Origin of the sequence: Variovorax sp. J2P1-31, from assembly GCF_030317215.1 — a bacterium.
In the GTDB taxonomy this organism is placed as follows: Bacteria; Pseudomonadota; Gammaproteobacteria; order Burkholderiales; family Burkholderiaceae_C; genus Variovorax.
This window is the reverse complement of the sequence record NZ_JASZYA010000001.1, coordinates 618,408-633,826: the sequence shown is the minus strand read 5'-3', so window position 1 is coordinate 633,826 and position 15,419 is coordinate 618,408. Positions and strand designations below refer to the sequence as shown.

Genomic DNA, 15,419 nt, shown 5'->3' with positions numbered 1-15,419 from the left:
GGCCCACTGTCTCCATCGCAAACGCCCTGGAGAAAACCGATGTCCGCCCCCCTCGACCCCCAACGCCGCCACTTCTTCGGCACGGCCGCCGCCACGCTCGCCGCCGCGCAACTGGGCCTCGTGGCCGGTGCCCACGCACAGGCCACTGAAGCCGTCCCGGCCGCGGGCCGAAGCGGCGGCCACACGGCCTTCGCGTCGATCCGGCAGATCGATGCCGGCCTGCTGAACATCGGCTATGCCGAGCTCGGCCCGGCCGACGGGCCGGTGGCCCTCCTGCTGCATGGCTGGCCCTACGACATCCACAGCTTCGTCGACGCCGCGCCGCTGCTCGCGGCCGCGGGCTACCGCGTGATCGTGCCGCACCTGCGTGGCCACGGCAGCACGCGCTTTCTTTCCGACAGCACGCTGCGCAACGCGCAGCAGTCGGCCGTGGCGCTCGACATCCTGGCGCTGATGGACGCGCTGAAGATCGAACGCGCGAGCATCGCCGGCTTCGACTGGGGCGCGCGCACCGCCTGCATCATGGCCGTGGTGTGGCCCGAGCGCTGCCGCTCGCTGGTCTCGGTGAGCGGCTACCTCATGACCAACCTCGAGGCCGGCAAGCGCCCCTTGCCGCCCAAGGCCGAGTTCGACTGGTGGTACCAGTACTACTTCACGACCGCGCGCGGCGCCGCCGGCTACACGCAGTACCGGCGCGAGTTCGCGAAGCTGATCTGGGAGAGCGCATCGCCGAAGTGGCGCTTCGATGCCGCAACCTTCGAGCGCAGCGCCGCATCGCTCGACAACCCCGACCACGTGGCGATCGTGCTGCACAACTACCGCTGGCGCCTGAGCCTGGCACCGGGTGAGCCGCGCTACGACGCCATCGAGCAGCGGCTGTCGACGGCACCCGCGATCGGCGTGCCCACGATCACGCTGGAAGGCGATGCCAACGGCGCGCCCTTCCTCGATCCCTCGGCCTACCGCAGCAAGTTCACGGGCCAGTACGCGCACCGCACGCTCACCGGTGGCATCGGCCACAACCTGCCGCAGGAAGCACCGCAGGCCTTCGCGCAGGCGGTGATCGACGCCGACCGCCTCTGATCCAGACGACTACGCCAGGTCGGCCCGCAGCGCAAGGGCCGAACGCTGGCGTAGGGTTAAAGCAGGCTGCCCGGTGCAGGCGGATGCTAGACTTTCATTCGCTTACCCACTCACGCGGCACCCGCAGGTGCGCGCAACACTCTCCGGCGCTGCCGGTACGTGGCTGCAGGGTTGCGCACCCGCATGCACGTGCGCGTGCGCACACCGGACGTCGAATCGCGTTGTTCTTCGCGCGCGTCCCCTGTCAGTCTTTTCTTTTGTACGTGACCCTTCGAGCATGCGCTCGACCATGACCTGCCCGAGTGCAGGAGGACCGGGGTCGCCACAACGCCATGCCGCACCGCGGCCATGCGTCGCGTCGCGGCGTGTGCGGCGAAAGAAGGAGACGCTTTCTTGTTCCAACTGTCCACCACCACCGTCATCCTGCTGATGCTGGCCTTCTACGGCCTCACCTTCCTGATGTCCTTGCGCATCGGCAAGAAGAAGGAGAGCGTCGACGGCTACATGGTGTCCAACAACACGATCGGCTTCGGCATGTCGGCCGCCAGCATGACCGCCACCTGGATCTGGGCCGCCTCCTTCTACGCGGCCGCGAGCTCGGGCTACAAGTACGGGCTGTCGGGCGCGCTGCACTACGGCCTGTGGGGCGCCTTGATGATCCTGTTCATCTACCCCTTCGGCAAGCGCTTCCGCCAGCTCGCGCCCAAGGCCCACACGCTGGGCGAGATCATGCATGCGCGCCACGGCCGCTCGAGCCAGATGATCCTGGCCGGCTCCAACATTCTGGGCAGCGGCATCAGCCTGATGGTGAACTTCACCGCGGCCGGTGCGCTGGTCGACGTGCTGTCGCCGCTGAGCTTCATCCACGGCGTGCTGATCGCGGGCGTGGGCGTGCTCTCGTACACGCTGTGGTCGGGCTTCCGCTCCTCGGTGCTGACCGACTTCGGCCAGCTGATGGCGATGATCCTCGCGGCCGTGATCATCATCCCGATGATCTTCTTCCAGCTCGGCGGCCCCGGGCTGTTCGCCGAAGGCATGCCGCGCCTCACGGGAGAGCAAGGCGACTTCTTCTCCAGGACCGCGGCGCTGGAACAGGGCGCGCCCTTCTTCGTGGCCGTGCTGGCCTACGCGATCGGCAACCAGACCATCGCGCAGCGCCTGTTCGCGGTGCGCGAGGACCTGATCAAGCCGACCTTCATCACCGCCACCATCGGCTATGCCTCGATCGTGATCGGCCTGGGCATGCTGGGCTTCCTGGCACTGCTGGCCGGCGTGCAGCCGCTCGAGGGCGACCTCAACAACCTGATCCCGCAGATGGCCGCGACCTACCTGCCGCCCTTCGCCATCGGCCTGTTCTTCATCATGGTGATCGGCTCGCTGTCGTCCACCGCGGACTCCGACCTCTCGGCGCTGTCGGCGATCGTGATGACCGACGTCTACGGCAAGAACCTCGCGCGCGGCAAGCCCGACCCCACGCTGATGCTGTGGATCGGCCGCCTCACCATGGTCGTCGCGACCGCGGTCGGCGTGATCTTCGCGAGCATGAAGCTCGACATCCTGACCATGCTGATCTTCGTCGGCGCGCTGTGGGGCGCCATCGTGTTCCCGGTGATCGCGAGCCTGTTCTGGGACCGCGTGACCAACAAGGCCTTCACCGGCGCGGTGATCGCGGCCTTCGCGATGTTCCTGGTCGCGCGCTTCGAGCTGCTGCCCATGCAGGGCGCGGTCGGCACGCTGTTCGAACTCTGCGCGGCCATCGGCGGCGGCGTGGTGATCGGCCTGATGAGCTTCGGCTTCTTCGGCCGCACCACCGGTTGCGTGCTGGGCCTGCTCACGGCCGTGGTGTTCGCGCCCTTCGCCGTGGGCTTCCTGCGCGACTACCCGGTGCTGCTGAGCTCGCTCACGGCCTACGGCGTGAGCACGCTGGTCTGCGTGGGCCTGAGCTTGAGCGCCAGGAAGCGCTTCGACTTCGATTCGATCGGCGAACGCGTGGTCGCGTTCCAGACCCACTGAGCGCCCGCATACCCATCCTCAAGGAGAGCATCCATGTCCACTCTTGCCCTGACCGCCTACGTGCTGGTATGGCCCGTGATCGCCACCCTCGTGCTGATCGTGCTGTGCGTCGCGCTGTACCGCGACATGCGCGCCGCCAGACGCGAAGGCACCGAACTGGTCTGAGCCCCGCGCTCAGGCCGCGAGCGCGAGGATCTCGCGCACGTCGGCCGGCGTGGTGATCTGGCGCGCGTTCCCGCGCGTGAAGATCTCGTGCATGCTGATCTTCGCGATCTCGTCGAAGCGGCTTTGGTCCACGCCCACCGCGCGCAGGTTGGCCGGCAGGCCCAGCGACGCGACCAGCCGCGCGAAGGCCTCGCTGGCCGACAGCCCGGGCTGGCCCAGCGCCTGCGCGAGCAGCCGCTGCCGGTCGGCGGTGGCGCCCTCGCTCCAGCGCAGCACGGCCGGCATCAGCACCGGCGTGCAGTGGTAGTGCGGCACGCCGCAGGTGCCACCCAGCACATGGCCGATCGCATGGCTCGGCCCCATCATCACGCCGCCCTGCGCACCGCGGCTCGACAGGCCGTAGGAGCACAGCCAGGAGGCGATCTGGCATTCGGCGCGCAGCGCGAGGTCGTGCGGCGCGGCCTGCCACTTCGGCAGCACCGCCGCCATGCGCGCGATGCCCGAGAGCACCACCGCATCGGCCAGCGGCGTGGCCGTGACCGACAGCAGCGCCTCGATCGCATGGTCGAGCGCGCGCGTGGCCGAGCCCAGCCACAGCGTCTCGGGCGTGTGCAGCGTGAGTGCAGGATCGAGCACGATCGCGCGCGGCATCATGTGGATGTGGAAGAAGGTCTGCTTGTGCTTGCGGCGCTCGTCGGTCACCAGGCAGCCCGCGTTGAACTCGCCGCCGTTGAGCGTGCTGGGCACCGCGACCATGCGCACCGTCGGGCCGTCGAACACCGGCCGCACCGGCTTGCCGTCGTCGCCCAGCTTGACCTCGAAGCGGTCGAGCGCCTCCAGGTGCGCGTCGGTCATGCCGTGGCGCAGGCACAGCGTGACCATCTTCGCGCCGTCGATCACCGAGCCGCCGCCCACCGCCACGACCAGGTCGGCGCCGGCCTGCTGCGCCGCCAGCGCGGCGCGCGCCACGCCGCTGCGCGTGGTGTGCTGCGGCATGCCGTCGTAGGTGCCCGCATGGCGCGCGCCCAGCGCGGCCTCGATCTCGCGGATCGCCTCGGTGCGGGTGTTGAGCGTGCGGCTGGCCATGACGAACACGCGCTGCGCGCCGGCCTGGGCGGCTTCGATGGCCACGGCCGCCGCGGCCGGCTGGCCGAAGCGCACGCGCTCGATGGCGGGAAAGCTGTGAATGCCGGTGGGCGTGAGGGTGGGCATGAAGGTCTCCTGTGTGGGAAGGGTCAGCGAGGGTCAAGTGTTTTGCAATGCAGTCTAGAATTCTGCAATCGAGTCGTTTGAAGAGACAAGAGGGACCATGCGGGGTCGGAGTACCTCCATGGCAGATTAAAAAACCGCTGTGCAGCACCACACCATGAACAAGAGATCGGCCCCCTCCCCCGTCGACGCCGAGGAAGACCCCGACGACGAAGCCACCGGCAGCGCCCACGGCAAGGAAGACCGCCATTTCGTGACCGCGCTGGCGCGCGGGCTCGAGGTGCTGCGCTGCTTCAAGTCGGGCGAGGAGCGGCTGGGCAACCAGGACCTGTCGGAGCGCTGCAAGCTGCCCAAGTCCACCGTCACGCGGCTGACCTACACGCTGACCAAGCTGGGCTACCTGCACCACGTCGAGGAGTCGGGCCGCTACCGGCTGGGCATGGCCACGCTCACGTTGGGCGGCACCACGCTGGCGCGGCTCGACGTCAAGGAGGTCAGCCGGCCGCTGATGGAAGACCTGGCCAACGCCACCGGCAGCCAGATCTCGCTGGGCATCCGCGACGGCATGTCGATGCTCTACATCGAGGTCTGCCGCGGGCAGTCGATCGTGACGCTGCGGCTGGACATCGGCTCGCGCATCCCGCTCGCGACCACGGCCATGGGCCGGGCCTACCTGGCCGGCGTGACGCCCGGCGAGCGCCAGGGCCTGGAGGAACGCATCGAGGCGCTGGACCCGACCTCCTGGCCGCGCATCGCCCAGGGCATCCGCCAGGGCGTGTCGGACCTGGCCGAGCACGGCTGCTGCAGCTCCTTCGGCGAATGGCAGAAGGAGATCCACGGCATCGCGGTGCCGCTGCAGCTGGGCCAGGGCCTGCCGGTGATGGTGATCAACGCGGCCGGCCCGGCGCAGCTGCTGTCGCGCGAGAGCTTCATGCAGGAGATCCGCCCGCGCGTGATCGAGACGGTGCGCCGCATCGAGCAGCAGCTCGGCGCGCGGCGCTGACGAAAAAAAAGCGCCCGCCGTGCAGACGGGCGCATGCGACGGGCCTACTTGTCGCGCACGAAGCCGATCTCGTCGAGCAGCGTCTTCTCGCGCTTGACCGAGGCCGCGGCGAACTGCTGGTACTGCGCCGGGCTCATGTACGAAGGCTCCATGTAGTACTGGGCCAGCGCGTTGCGGAAGCCCGGCAGCTCCATCGCCTGCTTGAAGGCGTCGTGCAGCTTCTGCACCACCGCCGGCGGCGTGTTCTTCGGCACGGCCAGGCCCCAGGCGGCCGAGGGCGGCGGGAAGTCGATGCCCACGTCCTTGAGCGTCGGCACGTTGGGGAACCTGGCCATGCGCTTCTCGTTGAAGGTCACCAGCAAGCGCAGCCGCCCGGCCTCGACCGCCTGGCCCCAGCCCGAGGTGTCGGCCGCGGCCATCACATGCTCGCCCATCACCGCGTTCAGGGCCTCGGCCGTCCCTTTGTAGGGCACGTGGTTGAACTTCACGTTCTTGATGCGCGCGATCTGCTCCATCGTGATGTGCTGCGCGAGGTAGGCGCCCGAGGTCGCATAGGTCAGCTGGCCGGGGTTGGCCTTGGCATAGGCCAGCAGGTCGTCCCAGGTCTTGAAGGGCGAGCTGGGCGGCACCACCACGCCGTAGACGAACTGCGTGAGGCCGATCACATACGTGATGTCGGTGGCCGGATTCCAGTTCATGGTCCCGGTGTAGGGCAGCCGGAACAGGTTGCCCGGGATCACGCCCACCGTGTAGCCGTCGGCCGGTGCCGACTGCAGCAGCTGCGCGGGCATGAGGCCGGCCGCGCCGGGCTTGTTCTCGATCACCACCGGCTGCTTGAGGATGCGGCCCGCGTCCTCGGCCAGCACGCGCATCGGCGTGTCGGTCGAGCCACCGGGCGGAAAGCCCAGCATGACCTTGATCGGGCGCGCGGGGAAGGCCTCCTGCGCGATGGCCGTCGAGGCCCCGCCCAGCAGGCCCACGGCGGCGGCGGCCAGGCCGCCCGCGAGGAACTGTCGTGTCTTCATGGTCTTGTCTCCGTCCTTGTTCTTGCGCGCGCGGTCATTGCCGCGCGCGGCTCAGCCCCAGCGTGTCGAGGATGGCCTTCTCGCGCTTCATCGACTCGACGGCGAAGTGCTGGAAGTCCTTGGAACTCCGGTAGTCGGGCTCCATGTCGTAGCGCGCCAGCACCTCGAGGAAGGCCGGCGAGGCCATCGCCTCCTTGAAGGCGTCGTGCAGCCGCGCGACGATGCGCGGGTCGGTGCCCTTGGGCGCGACCAGGCCCCAGGGAGAGGTCTGGACGATGTCGATGCCCAGCTCGCGGAGCGTGGGCACGTTGGGGTAGCGCGCCATGCGCTTGGCGCCCCAGACCGCGATCAGCCGCAGCTTGCCGCTGTCCACCTGCGGCACGAAGGCCGAGGTCTCGGCGGCCGAGTCGACCTGGCCCGCGAGCAGCCCCTGCAGCGATTCGGCCGAGCCCTTGTAGGGCACGTGGTTGAGCTGGATGCCCGCGATGCGCGACACCTGCTCCATCGTCAGGTGGTTGGTGGTCGCCACGCCCGGCGTGCTGTAGGTGACTTCGCCGGGCCGGGCCTTGGCCTGGGCGATGAAGTCGGCCATGGTCTTGATCGAGGACGAGGACTGCACCACGGTGCCGAAGGCATAGCCGGTGATGCCGATGACGTAGCTCAGGTCGGTCGCCGGGTCCCACTTGAGGTCGGTGGTGTAGGGGATGCGGTAGACGCCGGCCGGCGCGATGGCCAGCGTGTAGCCGTCGTTGGGCGAGGACTGCAGCACCTGCGTCGGGATCACGCCGGCCGCGCCGGGCTTGTTCTCGATCACCACCGGCTGCTTGAGGATCCTGGCCACGCGCTCGGCCAGCACGCGCATCGGCGCATCGGTCGAGCCGCCGGGCGCGAAGCCGATCATCACGCGGATCGGCCGCACGGGGTAGTTGGTGACGCTGTCCTGCTGCGCCTGCGCCAGGGGCGCAAGGGCGGCCAGCGCCCAGGCCGCACCGAGCGTGCGCATGAAAAGTCGGGTGTTCATTCTTGTCTCCTGTCTCTCTTGGGATGGGGTCGTCGGCGCGCTCAGGCCGCGGCGGCCTGCGCGCGCACGATCTCTTCCTCGACCTCGCGCAGCCGGTCCTTGCCGAAGAAGATCTCGTCGCCGACGAAAAAGGTCGGCGAACCGAAGGCGCCGCGCTCGTAGGCGCGCTGCGTGTTGGCCATCAGCTCGGCCTTGACCTCGGCGTCCTGCGTGCCCTCGTAGATCGCCAGGCCGTCGAGCCCGGCCGCATCCAGCGTGCGCACGATGACTTCGCGGTCGGCCATGTCCAGGCCCTGCTCCCACATGGCGGCGTAGACCGCCTCCACGTAGGGCTCGAAGAAGCCCAGCTTCTGCGCCGCCACCGCGCCGCGCATGGTCTGCAGCGTGTTGACCGGCCAGAAGGGGTTGGGCCGGTAGCGCGAGAGGCCGTGCTTCGCGACGAAGCGGCGCACCTCGAGCTTGTCGTAGGCGCGCTTGTTCGCGATGTCCGCGAAGGCCTCGGCCGGCGAGCGGTTGTTGCTGAGCTTGAACAGCCCGCCCAGCAGCATCGGCATGTAGGTGAACACGGCACCGGTGCGGGCCTCGATCTCGGGGATCACGCGGTGGCACATGTAGGCATTGGGGCTGCCGAAGTCGAACAGGAAGTGGACGGGAACTTGGGGGCGCACGGTGGTCTCCTGGGTCTCTGGATGCATTCGCTCAACCGCCCTTGCCGCGCTGCAGGAACGCGGCGAAGGCGGCCTTGGCCTCGGGCGAGGCGAGCAGTTGCGCGAACTGCGCGTTCTCCTGCGCGATGCGGGCCTCGTAGCCCGCGAGTTCCTCGCCGCGCATCAGCGCCTTGGTGGCACGCAGCGACGGCGCCGAGGTCGCGGCCAGTTGCGCCGCCGCCTTCAAGGCCTGCGGCAGCACCTCGGCCGGCGGCAGCACCGCGTTGACCAGGCCCAGCGCCTGTGCCTCGGCGGCGGTGCAGGGCTCGCCCAGCATCAGCAGCGCGGCCGCGCGCTGGTGGCCGAGCTTGGCCGGCAGCAGGAGCGTCGAGGCGAACTCCGGGCACAGGCCCAGCTTGGCGAACGGGAACACCAGCTTCGCGGCGCTGCCCGCATAGACCAGGTCGCAGTGCAGCAGCATCGTCGCGCCGATGCCCACCGCCGGCCCGTTGACCGCCGCCACCACGGGCTTGCCCATGCGCAGCAGCGCCTTCATGAAGCGCGCCGAGGGGCGCTCGCCCTCGCTGGGCGCGGCGGCCGCGAAGTCGCCGATGTCGTTGCCGGCGCAGAAGGCGTCCTCGTTGCCGTGGATCACCACCACGCGCACCGCGTCGTCGGCATCGGCCTGCTGCAGCGCCTCGGCCAGCGCGAGGTACATCGCGCCGGTCATGGCGTTCTTGCGTGCCGGGCGGTCGAAGCCCAGGCGCAGCACGCCGGCCTCGAGCGCGTGGGAGATGTCGTTCGTCGTGTCGTTCATCACCAGGCCTCCATCCAGGGACGCAGTTCGGTCTCGTGCGTCCACGCGTTGCGCGGCTGCATGTGGATCTGCCAGTAGGCGTCGGCGATGGCCTCGGGGCTCAGGATGCCGCCCTGTTCCTTGAGCGCGTAGCGCTCGGGGAAGGTGGTGCGGATGAACTCGGTGTCGATCGCGCCGTCGATCACCGGGTGCGCCACGTGGATGCCCTTGGGCCAGAGTTCGCGGCCCATGCTCTGGGCCAGCGCGCGCAGGCCCTGCTTGGCGGTCGAGAAGGCCGCATAGCCATCGCGCCCGCGCAGGCTGGCCGTGGCCCCCGTGAAGATGATCGTGCCGCGGCCGCGCGGCAGCATCGCCTTGGCGGTCTCGCGGCCCATGAGGAAGCCGCCGAAGCAGGCCATCTCCCAGACCTTGAAGTACACCCGCGCCGTGGTCTCGGTGATGCCGAAGCGCACATTGGCGCCGATGTTGAACACCGCCACCTCGATCGGCGCGATGTCGCGCTCGATCTGCGCGACCAGCGCCACCATCTCCTCTTCCTTGCGCGCGTCGCTGCCGAAGCCGTGCGCCTCGCCGCCCTCGGCCTTGATCTCGTCGACCAGCGGCGCGAGCTTCTCGGCCTGGCGGCGCGTCACGCAGGCGATGTAGCCCTCGCGCGCGAAGCGCTTGGCGATGGCGCCGCCGGTGGCGTCGCCGGCGCCGATCACCAGGATCGCCTTCTTTCCTGTCTTGTCGTCCTTCATGTGCAGCTCCTTCGTTGTGCTGATGTGGATCGGCCGGTGCGGTGTGCGCGGCCTACTCGATCGCCTTGCCCATGTCTTCGACGACCTTCTTGGCGTCGCCGAAGACCATCATGGTCTTGTCCATGTAGAAGAGTTCGTTGTCCAGGCCCGCGTAGCCCGCGGCCATGGAGCGCTTGTTCACGATCACCGTCTTGGCCTTGTAGGCCTCCAGGATCGGCATGCCGTAGATCGCGCTGCCCTTGGTGTGCGCCGCGGGGTTCACCACGTCGTTCGCACCCAGGATGATCGCCACGTCGGCCTGGCCGAACTCGCCGTTGATGTCCTCCATCTCGAACACCTGGTCGTAGGGCACCTCGGCCTCGGCCAAGAGCACGTTCATGTGCCCCGGCATGCGCCCGGCCACCGGGTGGATCGCGTACTTCACCGTGATGCCCTTGTCGGTGAGCTTCTGCGCGAGTTCCTTGACCGCGTGCTGCGCGCGTGCCACCGCCAGGCCATAGCCGGGCACGATCACCACCGTCTCGGCATTGGAGAGCACGAAGGCCGCGTCATCGGCACTGCCGCTCTTCACCGGCCGCTGCTCCTTGGCCCCGCCGCCGGCCGTGACCGCCTCGCCGCCGAAGCCGCCCAGGATCACGTTGAAGAAGCTGCGGTTCATCGCCTTGCACATGATGTAGCTCAGGATCGCGCCCGAGCTGCCCACCAGGCTGCCCGCGATGATCAGCATGGCGTTGTTCAGGCTGAAGCCGATGCCCGCCGCCGCCCAGCCCGAGTAGCTGTTGAGCATCGACACCACCACGGGCATGTCCGCGCCACCGATCGGGATGATGATCAGCACGCCCATCACGAAGGCCAGCGCCAGCATCGCGAAGAAGGCGGTCCAGCTCTCGGTGAAGACGAACACCAGGCCCAGCGCGATGGTCAAGAGGCCCAGCACCAGGTTGAGCATGTGCTGGCCCGAGAACTGCACCGGCGCGCCCTGGAACAGGCGGAACTTGTACTTGCCCGAGAGCTTGCCGAAGGCGATCACCGAGCCGCTGAAGGTGATCGCGCCGATGGCCGCGCCCAGGAACAGCTCCAGGCGGTTGCCCGTGGGGATGGGCGTGCCCTGCGCCGCGATGCCGAAGGCCCAAGGTTCGGCCACGGCCCCGACCGCGATGAACACCGCCGCCAGCCCGATCATGCTGTGCATGAAGGCCACCAGCTCGGGCATCTTGGTCATCTCGACCTTGTTGGCCATGTAGGCGCCCAGGCCGCCACCCACGACCAGCGCCACCAGCACGTAGGCGATGCCGGTGCCGAAGTCGATGTTCAAGGCTTTCGCCTGGCCATGGATCAGCGCGATCGTGGTCAGCACCGCGATCGCCATGCCGGTCATGCCGAAGACGTTGCCGCGGATGGAGGTGGTGGGATGAGACAAGCCCTTCAGGGCCTGGATGAAGCAGACGCTGGCGATGAGGTACAGCAGCGTGACGAGGCTCATGCTCATGCTGCGTCTCCCTTGCCGGCAGCGGGTGCGGCCGTCTTCTTCTCTTTCTTCCTGAACATCTCCAGCATGCGCCGGGTCACCAGGAAGCCGCCGAAGACGTTGACCGCGGCCAGCGCCACGGCCAGCACGCCCATGGTCTTGCCCAGCGGCGTGGTGGTGAGCGCGGCCGCGAGCATCGCGCCCACGATCACGATCGCGGAGATCGCGTTGGTCACCGCCATCAGCGGCGTGTGCAGCGCGGGCGTGACCGTCCACACCACGTGGTAGCCCACGTAGATGGCCAGCACGAAGATGATCAGGTTGATGACGGTCGGGTTGACGGAATCCATGTCGGCTCCTTGTTCTTTTACTTGCGCGTCACTTGGCCGTCGCGCGTGACCAGGCAGGCCGCCACGATGTCGTCCTCGAGGTCGATCTTCAGGCCGCCCTCCTTGGGGCAGATCAGCTTGAGGAAGTCCAGCACGTTGCGCGCATACAGCGCCGACGCATCGGCCGCCACGCGCGCGGGCAGGTTGGTCTCGCCCACGATGGTCACGCCGTGCTTGACCACCGTGCGGTCGGCTTCCGACAGCGGGCAGTTGCCGCCCACGCCATCGGCGCCCTTGCCCGCGGCGATGTCCACGATCACCGAGCCCGGCTTCATGCTCTTGACCATCTCTTCGGTGATCAGCGTCGGGGCGGCACGCCCGGGGATCAGCGCCGTGCTGATCACGATGTCCGCCAGCGCCACGCGCTTGGCCACTTCGACCTGCTGGCGCGCCAGCCAGCTCGCGGGCATGGGCTTGGCATAACCGCCCACGCCGACAGCCGCTTCCTTTTCTTCGGGCGTGTCGTACGACACCTCGATGAACTTGCCGCCCAGCGATTCGATCTGTTCCTTCACGCTGGGGCGCACGTCGGAGGCCTCGATCACTGCGCCCAAGCGCTTGGCCGTGGCGATCGCCTGCAGGCCCGCCACCCCCACGCCCAGGATCACCACACGCGCGGCCTTGACCGTGCCCGCCGCCGTCATGAGCATGGGGAAGAAGCGCTGGTACTGGTCGGCCGCGATCATCACGGCCTTGTAGCCGGCGATGTTGGCCTGGGAGGACAGCACGTCCATGCTCTGCGCACGGGTGGTGCGCGGGGCCGCTTCCAATGCGAAGCCCACCGCACCGGCACCCGCCAGGCGCTGCAGGCCCGCGGCATCGAAGGGGTTGAGCATGCCGATGACCACCGCACCGGGCTTGAGCCGCGCGGCTTCGGCATCGGACGGTGCGCGCACCTTGAGCACGATCTCGGCGGCCAAGGCCTCGGCCGCATCGACGATGCGTGCACCGACGGCCTCATAGGCCGCATCGGTCACGCTGGCCGCAACGCCCGCGCCCGATTGAACGATCACCGCGTGGCCCTGCGCCACCAGCTTCTTCGCGGTCTCCGGCGTCACCGCCACGCGTGTTTCTCCGGCCAGCGTCTCCGCGGGGATGCCGATCTTCATCTCAAGCCGCCAGTCCGTGGAGCGCAGTGCGGTACTCCCGCACCATGCGCGCGATCAGGTCCGCCGTCGGCAGCACCTCGCGGATGTTGCCCACGCCCTGCCCCGCGCCCCAGACGTCCTTCCAGGGTTTGATGCGGGTCGAGCCGAAGTTCATCGAGGTCTTGTCGGCGGTCGGCAGGTTCGCCGGGTCCAGCCCCGCGGCCGCGATGCTGCGGGCCAGGTAGTTGCCGTGCACGCCGGTGAACAGCGGCGTGTAGGTGACCTCGGCCGCGGCGCTGTCGACGATCATCTTCTTGTAGCCCTCCTGCGCATTGGCCTCGGGCGTGGCGATGAAGCGCGTGCCGACGTAAGCCAGGTCGGCGCCCATCGCGCGCGCCGCCGCCACATGCGCACCGGAGGTGATCGAGCCCGAGAGCGCGATCGGGCCGTCGAAGAACTGGCGCACCTCGCTGACCAGCGCGAAGGGGCTCATGGTGCCGGCATGGCCGCCCGCGCCGGCGCACACCAGGATCAGGCCGTCGACGCCGGCCTCGAGCGCCTTCTTCGCGTGCCGCACGTTGGTCACGTCGTGGAACACCAGGCCGCCGTAGGCATGGATCGGTGCCACGTAGTCGGTCGGGGCCGAGAGGCTGGTGATCACGATCGGCACGCGGTGCTTCACGCACAGCGCCATGTCGTGGTCGAGCCGGTCGTTCGACGCATGGATGATCTGGTTGACCGCGAAGGGCGCGATGCGGCGCTGCGGCTCGGCCGCGCGGGCCGCGGCCAGCGTGCCGGTGATCTGCGTGAGCCATTCGTCGAGCAGTTCCTTGGGCCGCGCGTTGAGCGCGGGGAAGGAGCCGACCACGCCGGCCAGGCACTGGGCCAGCACGAGCTCGGGGTTCGAGATGATGAACAGCGGCGAGCCGATCAGCGGCAGGGACAGCCGGTCCTTGAGGAGGTCGGGAAGGGCCATGCGAGGCTCCTGGTGAAGTTGCGAAAAAACGGGAGCGCGGCGCTCAGGCGGCGCTTTGCTGGCGGGCGATGGCCTCGAGCGCGGTCTTGAGGATCTTTCCGGAGGGCGTGGTCGGCAGCTGCGCCAGGCAGTGGATCTCGGTGGGCAGCTTGTAGGGCGAGAGCCGCTCGCGCAGGTAGAGGCGCAGGGCCGGCTCGTCGAAGGCCGCGCCCGACACCGTCTCGATGAAGGCCACCACCTCCTCGTTGTGCTCGACCGTGCGGCCGACCACCGCCGACTGCACCACGTCCGGGTGGCTGTTGAGCACCTGCTCGACCTCGACCGGGTAGACGTTGAAGCCCGAGCGGATGATCAGTTCCTTGCTGCGCCCCACGATCAGCAGCGCGCCGTCGTCGGTGCGCCGCGCCATGTCGCCGGTGTTGAACCAGCCCTCGGCGTTGATCGCCGCGCGCGTCTGCGCCGCGTTGCGGTAGTAGCCCTTCATGAGGTTGGGCCCGCGCACCCACAGTTCGCCGATCTGTGCATCGGGCACCTCGGCGCCCGTGGCGTCGACGATGCGCGTCTCGACGCCCGGCAGCGGCACGCCGACCGCGCAGTCGTCGCGCCGCACGTCGATGCGGGTCTGGGCCACGGTAGGCGCGGTCTCGGTCAGGCCGTAGCCGTTGTTGAGCTGCAGGCCGAAGACCTGCTCCACGTCGGCCTTGAGCGCGGGCGTGAGCGGCGAGCCCGCCACGCAGAGGAAGCGCAGCTTGGGCGCGGCCAGCGGCACGCCCTGGTCGCGCGACCATTCGAGCAATTTGACGAACATCGCGGGCACGCCGGTGAAGGCGGTCACGCCCTTGTCGGCGAAGGCCCGGGCCATGGCCGCGGGCGAGAAGCGCGGCTCGAGCAGCACGGCCGAGCCGCTGGCCATGCAGCCCAGGAACTGGGTCGACAGGCCCACCACGTGGGCCATGGGCAGCGCGCTGTAGATCAGGTCGCCGGGCCCGAAGCGGCGGATGTGGACCGAGGCCATGGCCGCGAACATCAGGTTGGCATGGGTCAGCATCACGCCCTTGGGCGCGCCCGAGGTGCCCGAGGTGTAGATCAGCGCCGCGACCTGGTCCTCGGCCGCCGCGTGGCAGGGCTCGGGCGCGACCGCCTCGGCCAGCGGGCCGACCGGCAGCGGGCCCAGGCCCGCCCACTCGACCGCCTGCGCGCCATGGCGCTCCGCATGCTTCTGCGCATCGGCCGAGACATGGGGGGTGTAGAGCACGCGGCGCGCGCCCGAATGGACCACGAAGTCGTCGACCTCGCGCGCCGACAGCCGGGCGTTGACCACGCTGGCCCAGGCATCGAGCCGGCTCAGCGCGAGCACGAAGACGCCGACGGCCGCGCAGTTCTCGCCCACGATCAGCACCCGGTCGCCGGCCCGCACGCCCAGCGACTGGAGTTGGGCCGCCGCGGCCACGGTCACCGCATGCAGTTGCGCATAGTCGAGCGACACATGGGCGTCGGCCACGGCCAGGGCGTCGGGCCGGGCGGCGACCCAGGGGTCGATCAGCTGGTGAAGCCGCGTGGGCGCGGCGCCGGGATGGGCAAGGGCTGGCATGGTGTCTCCGTCTGGGCTGCGCACTTCAGGTACTGCGCTTTTGCGGAATCTTATTCCGCCGAGCGGTTTTGCAGTCTGCAGAATGGCCCGATCGACGCAGTCCAGGACTGCAATGCAGAACATGAGCCAAGGGAAAACCCTTTTCCCCTCCCCCGCGGGCGGAATAGGCCGCAGCCTTGTAGGT

Annotated in this window: 15 protein-coding genes; 4 read left to right on the top strand and 11 right to left on the bottom strand. The window is 69.1% G+C overall.

Annotated elements, in window-relative coordinates; translation table 11 throughout:
- Positions 1-39 precede the first annotated feature (39 nt).
- The 3 genes from QTI20_RS02905 (at position 40) to QTI20_RS02895 (ending at position 3,261) form a co-directional block, all read left to right on the top strand.
- Complete coding sequence (locus QTI20_RS02905; protein ID WP_286550386.1) at positions 40-1,083, top strand: alpha/beta fold hydrolase; 1,044 nt, start codon at positions 40-42, stop codon at positions 1,081-1,083.
- Between the two features lie 348 nt (positions 1,084-1,431).
- A complete protein-coding gene (locus QTI20_RS02900; RefSeq protein ID WP_286550387.1) occupies positions 1,432-3,096 on the top strand; it encodes a sodium:solute symporter family protein in 1,665 nt (554 codons plus the stop codon).
- A gap of 33 nt (positions 3,097-3,129) precedes the next feature.
- On the top strand, positions 3,130-3,261 hold the full coding sequence (locus QTI20_RS02895) for a putative transporter small subunit (protein WP_286550389.1): 132 nt from the start codon (positions 3,130-3,132) through the stop codon (positions 3,259-3,261).
- 9 nt (positions 3,262-3,270) lie between these two features.
- On the opposite strand, the gene QTI20_RS02890 is transcribed toward QTI20_RS02895, so the two are convergent.
- Positions 3,271-4,473 carry an iron-containing alcohol dehydrogenase gene (locus QTI20_RS02890; protein WP_286550391.1) on the bottom strand — a complete coding sequence of 401 codons (1,203 nt, stop codon included), beginning with the start codon at positions 4,471-4,473 and terminating at the stop codon, positions 3,271-3,273.
- Between the two features lie 154 nt (positions 4,474-4,627).
- On the opposite strand from QTI20_RS02890, the gene QTI20_RS02885 reads away from it, so the two are divergent.
- On the top strand, positions 4,628-5,473 hold the full coding sequence (locus QTI20_RS02885) for an IclR family transcriptional regulator (protein ID WP_286550393.1): 846 nt from the start codon (positions 4,628-4,630) through the stop codon (positions 5,471-5,473).
- A gap of 44 nt (positions 5,474-5,517) precedes the next feature.
- Here the strand turns inward: QTI20_RS02885 and QTI20_RS02880 are convergent, their stop codons facing one another.
- From QTI20_RS02880 to QTI20_RS02835, 10 genes are read right to left on the bottom strand one after another with little or no spacing between them, the layout of a single operon-like run.
- Positions 5,518-6,498, bottom strand: a complete 981-nt coding sequence (locus tag QTI20_RS02880; protein WP_286550394.1) for a tripartite tricarboxylate transporter substrate binding protein — start codon at positions 6,496-6,498, stop codon at positions 5,518-5,520.
- A 34-nt stretch (positions 6,499-6,532) separates the two neighbouring features.
- Positions 6,533-7,519: a tripartite tricarboxylate transporter substrate binding protein gene (locus tag QTI20_RS02875; protein WP_286550396.1), complete on the bottom strand. Its 987-nt coding sequence runs from the start codon at positions 7,517-7,519 to the stop codon at positions 6,533-6,535.
- 41 nt (positions 7,520-7,560) lie between these two features.
- Positions 7,561-8,187, bottom strand: a complete 627-nt coding sequence (locus tag QTI20_RS02870) for a 2-hydroxychromene-2-carboxylate isomerase (RefSeq protein ID WP_286550398.1) — start codon at positions 8,185-8,187, stop codon at positions 7,561-7,563.
- Positions 8,188-8,218: 31 nt separating this feature from the next.
- Entirely contained in the window at positions 8,219-8,983 is a 765-nt protein-coding gene (locus tag QTI20_RS02865; protein ID WP_286574138.1) for an enoyl-CoA hydratase, read from the bottom strand.
- Positions 8,983-9,723, bottom strand: coding sequence for an SDR family oxidoreductase (locus QTI20_RS02860; protein WP_286550401.1), 741 nt, complete (start codon positions 9,721-9,723; stop codon positions 8,983-8,985). The genes QTI20_RS02865 and QTI20_RS02860 overlap by 1 nt, the downstream gene beginning before the upstream one ends.
- A 52-nt stretch (positions 9,724-9,775) precedes the next feature.
- On the bottom strand, positions 9,776-11,212 hold the full coding sequence (locus QTI20_RS02855; protein ID WP_286550403.1) for an NAD(P)(+) transhydrogenase (Re/Si-specific) subunit beta: 1,437 nt from the start codon (positions 11,210-11,212) through the stop codon (positions 9,776-9,778).
- Positions 11,209-11,541: an NAD(P) transhydrogenase subunit alpha part 2 gene (locus QTI20_RS02850; RefSeq protein ID WP_183024257.1), complete on the bottom strand. Its 333-nt coding sequence runs from the start codon at positions 11,539-11,541 to the stop codon at positions 11,209-11,211. The genes QTI20_RS02855 and QTI20_RS02850 overlap by 4 nt, the downstream gene beginning before the upstream one ends.
- Positions 11,542-11,558: 17 nt before the next feature.
- Positions 11,559-12,689 (bottom strand): Re/Si-specific NAD(P)(+) transhydrogenase subunit alpha, encoded by a 1,131-nt coding sequence (locus QTI20_RS02845; RefSeq protein WP_286550406.1) that lies wholly within the window; start codon positions 12,687-12,689, stop codon positions 11,559-11,561.
- 1 nt (position 12,690) lies between these two features.
- A complete protein-coding gene (locus tag QTI20_RS02840; RefSeq protein WP_286550407.1) occupies positions 12,691-13,644 on the bottom strand; it encodes an NAD(P)H-dependent flavin oxidoreductase in 954 nt (317 codons plus the stop codon).
- A 43-nt stretch (positions 13,645-13,687) separates the two neighbouring features.
- Positions 13,688-15,235: a class I adenylate-forming enzyme family protein gene (locus QTI20_RS02835; protein ID WP_286550408.1), complete on the bottom strand. Its 1,548-nt coding sequence runs from the start codon at positions 15,233-15,235 to the stop codon at positions 13,688-13,690.
- Between the last annotated feature and the right edge of the window lie 184 nt (positions 15,236-15,419).

Bases quoted from the DNA above. Each gene is read 5' to 3' on its own strand.
- QTI20_RS02880 (WP_286550394.1), bottom strand. From the start codon at position 6,498: ATGAAGACACGACAGTTCCTCGCGGGCGGCCTGGCCGCCGCCGCCGTG.
- QTI20_RS02840 (WP_286550407.1), bottom strand. From the start codon at position 13,644: ATGGCCCTTCCCGACCTCCTCAAGGACCGGCTGTCCCTGCCGCTGATC.
- QTI20_RS02900 (WP_286550387.1), top strand. From the start codon at position 1,432: ATGCGTCGCGTCGCGGCGTGTGCGGCGAAAGAAGGAGACGCTTTCTTG.
- QTI20_RS02850 (WP_183024257.1), bottom strand. From the start codon at position 11,541: ATGGATTCCGTCAACCCGACCGTCATCAACCTGATCATCTTCGTGCTG.
- QTI20_RS02885 (WP_286550393.1), top strand. From the start codon at position 4,628: ATGAACAAGAGATCGGCCCCCTCCCCCGTCGACGCCGAGGAAGACCCC.
- QTI20_RS02855 (WP_286550403.1), bottom strand. From the start codon at position 11,212: ATGAGCATGAGCCTCGTCACGCTGCTGTACCTCATCGCCAGCGTCTGC.
- QTI20_RS02895 (WP_286550389.1), top strand. From the start codon at position 3,130: ATGTCCACTCTTGCCCTGACCGCCTACGTGCTGGTATGGCCCGTGATC.
- QTI20_RS02905 (WP_286550386.1), top strand. From the start codon at position 40: ATGTCCGCCCCCCTCGACCCCCAACGCCGCCACTTCTTCGGCACGGCC.
- QTI20_RS02875 (WP_286550396.1), bottom strand. From the start codon at position 7,519: ATGAACACCCGACTTTTCATGCGCACGCTCGGTGCGGCCTGGGCGCTG.
- QTI20_RS02890 (WP_286550391.1), bottom strand. From the start codon at position 4,473: ATGCCCACCCTCACGCCCACCGGCATTCACAGCTTTCCCGCCATCGAG.
- QTI20_RS02835 (WP_286550408.1), bottom strand. From the start codon at position 15,235: ATGCCAGCCCTTGCCCATCCCGGCGCCGCGCCCACGCGGCTTCACCAG.
- QTI20_RS02845 (WP_286550406.1), bottom strand. From the start codon at position 12,689: ATGAAGATCGGCATCCCCGCGGAGACGCTGGCCGGAGAAACACGCGTG.
- QTI20_RS02860 (WP_286550401.1), bottom strand. From the start codon at position 9,723: ATGAAGGACGACAAGACAGGAAAGAAGGCGATCCTGGTGATCGGCGCC.
- QTI20_RS02865 (WP_286574138.1), bottom strand. From the start codon at position 8,983: ATGAACGACACGACGAACGACATCTCCCACGCGCTCGAGGCCGGCGTG.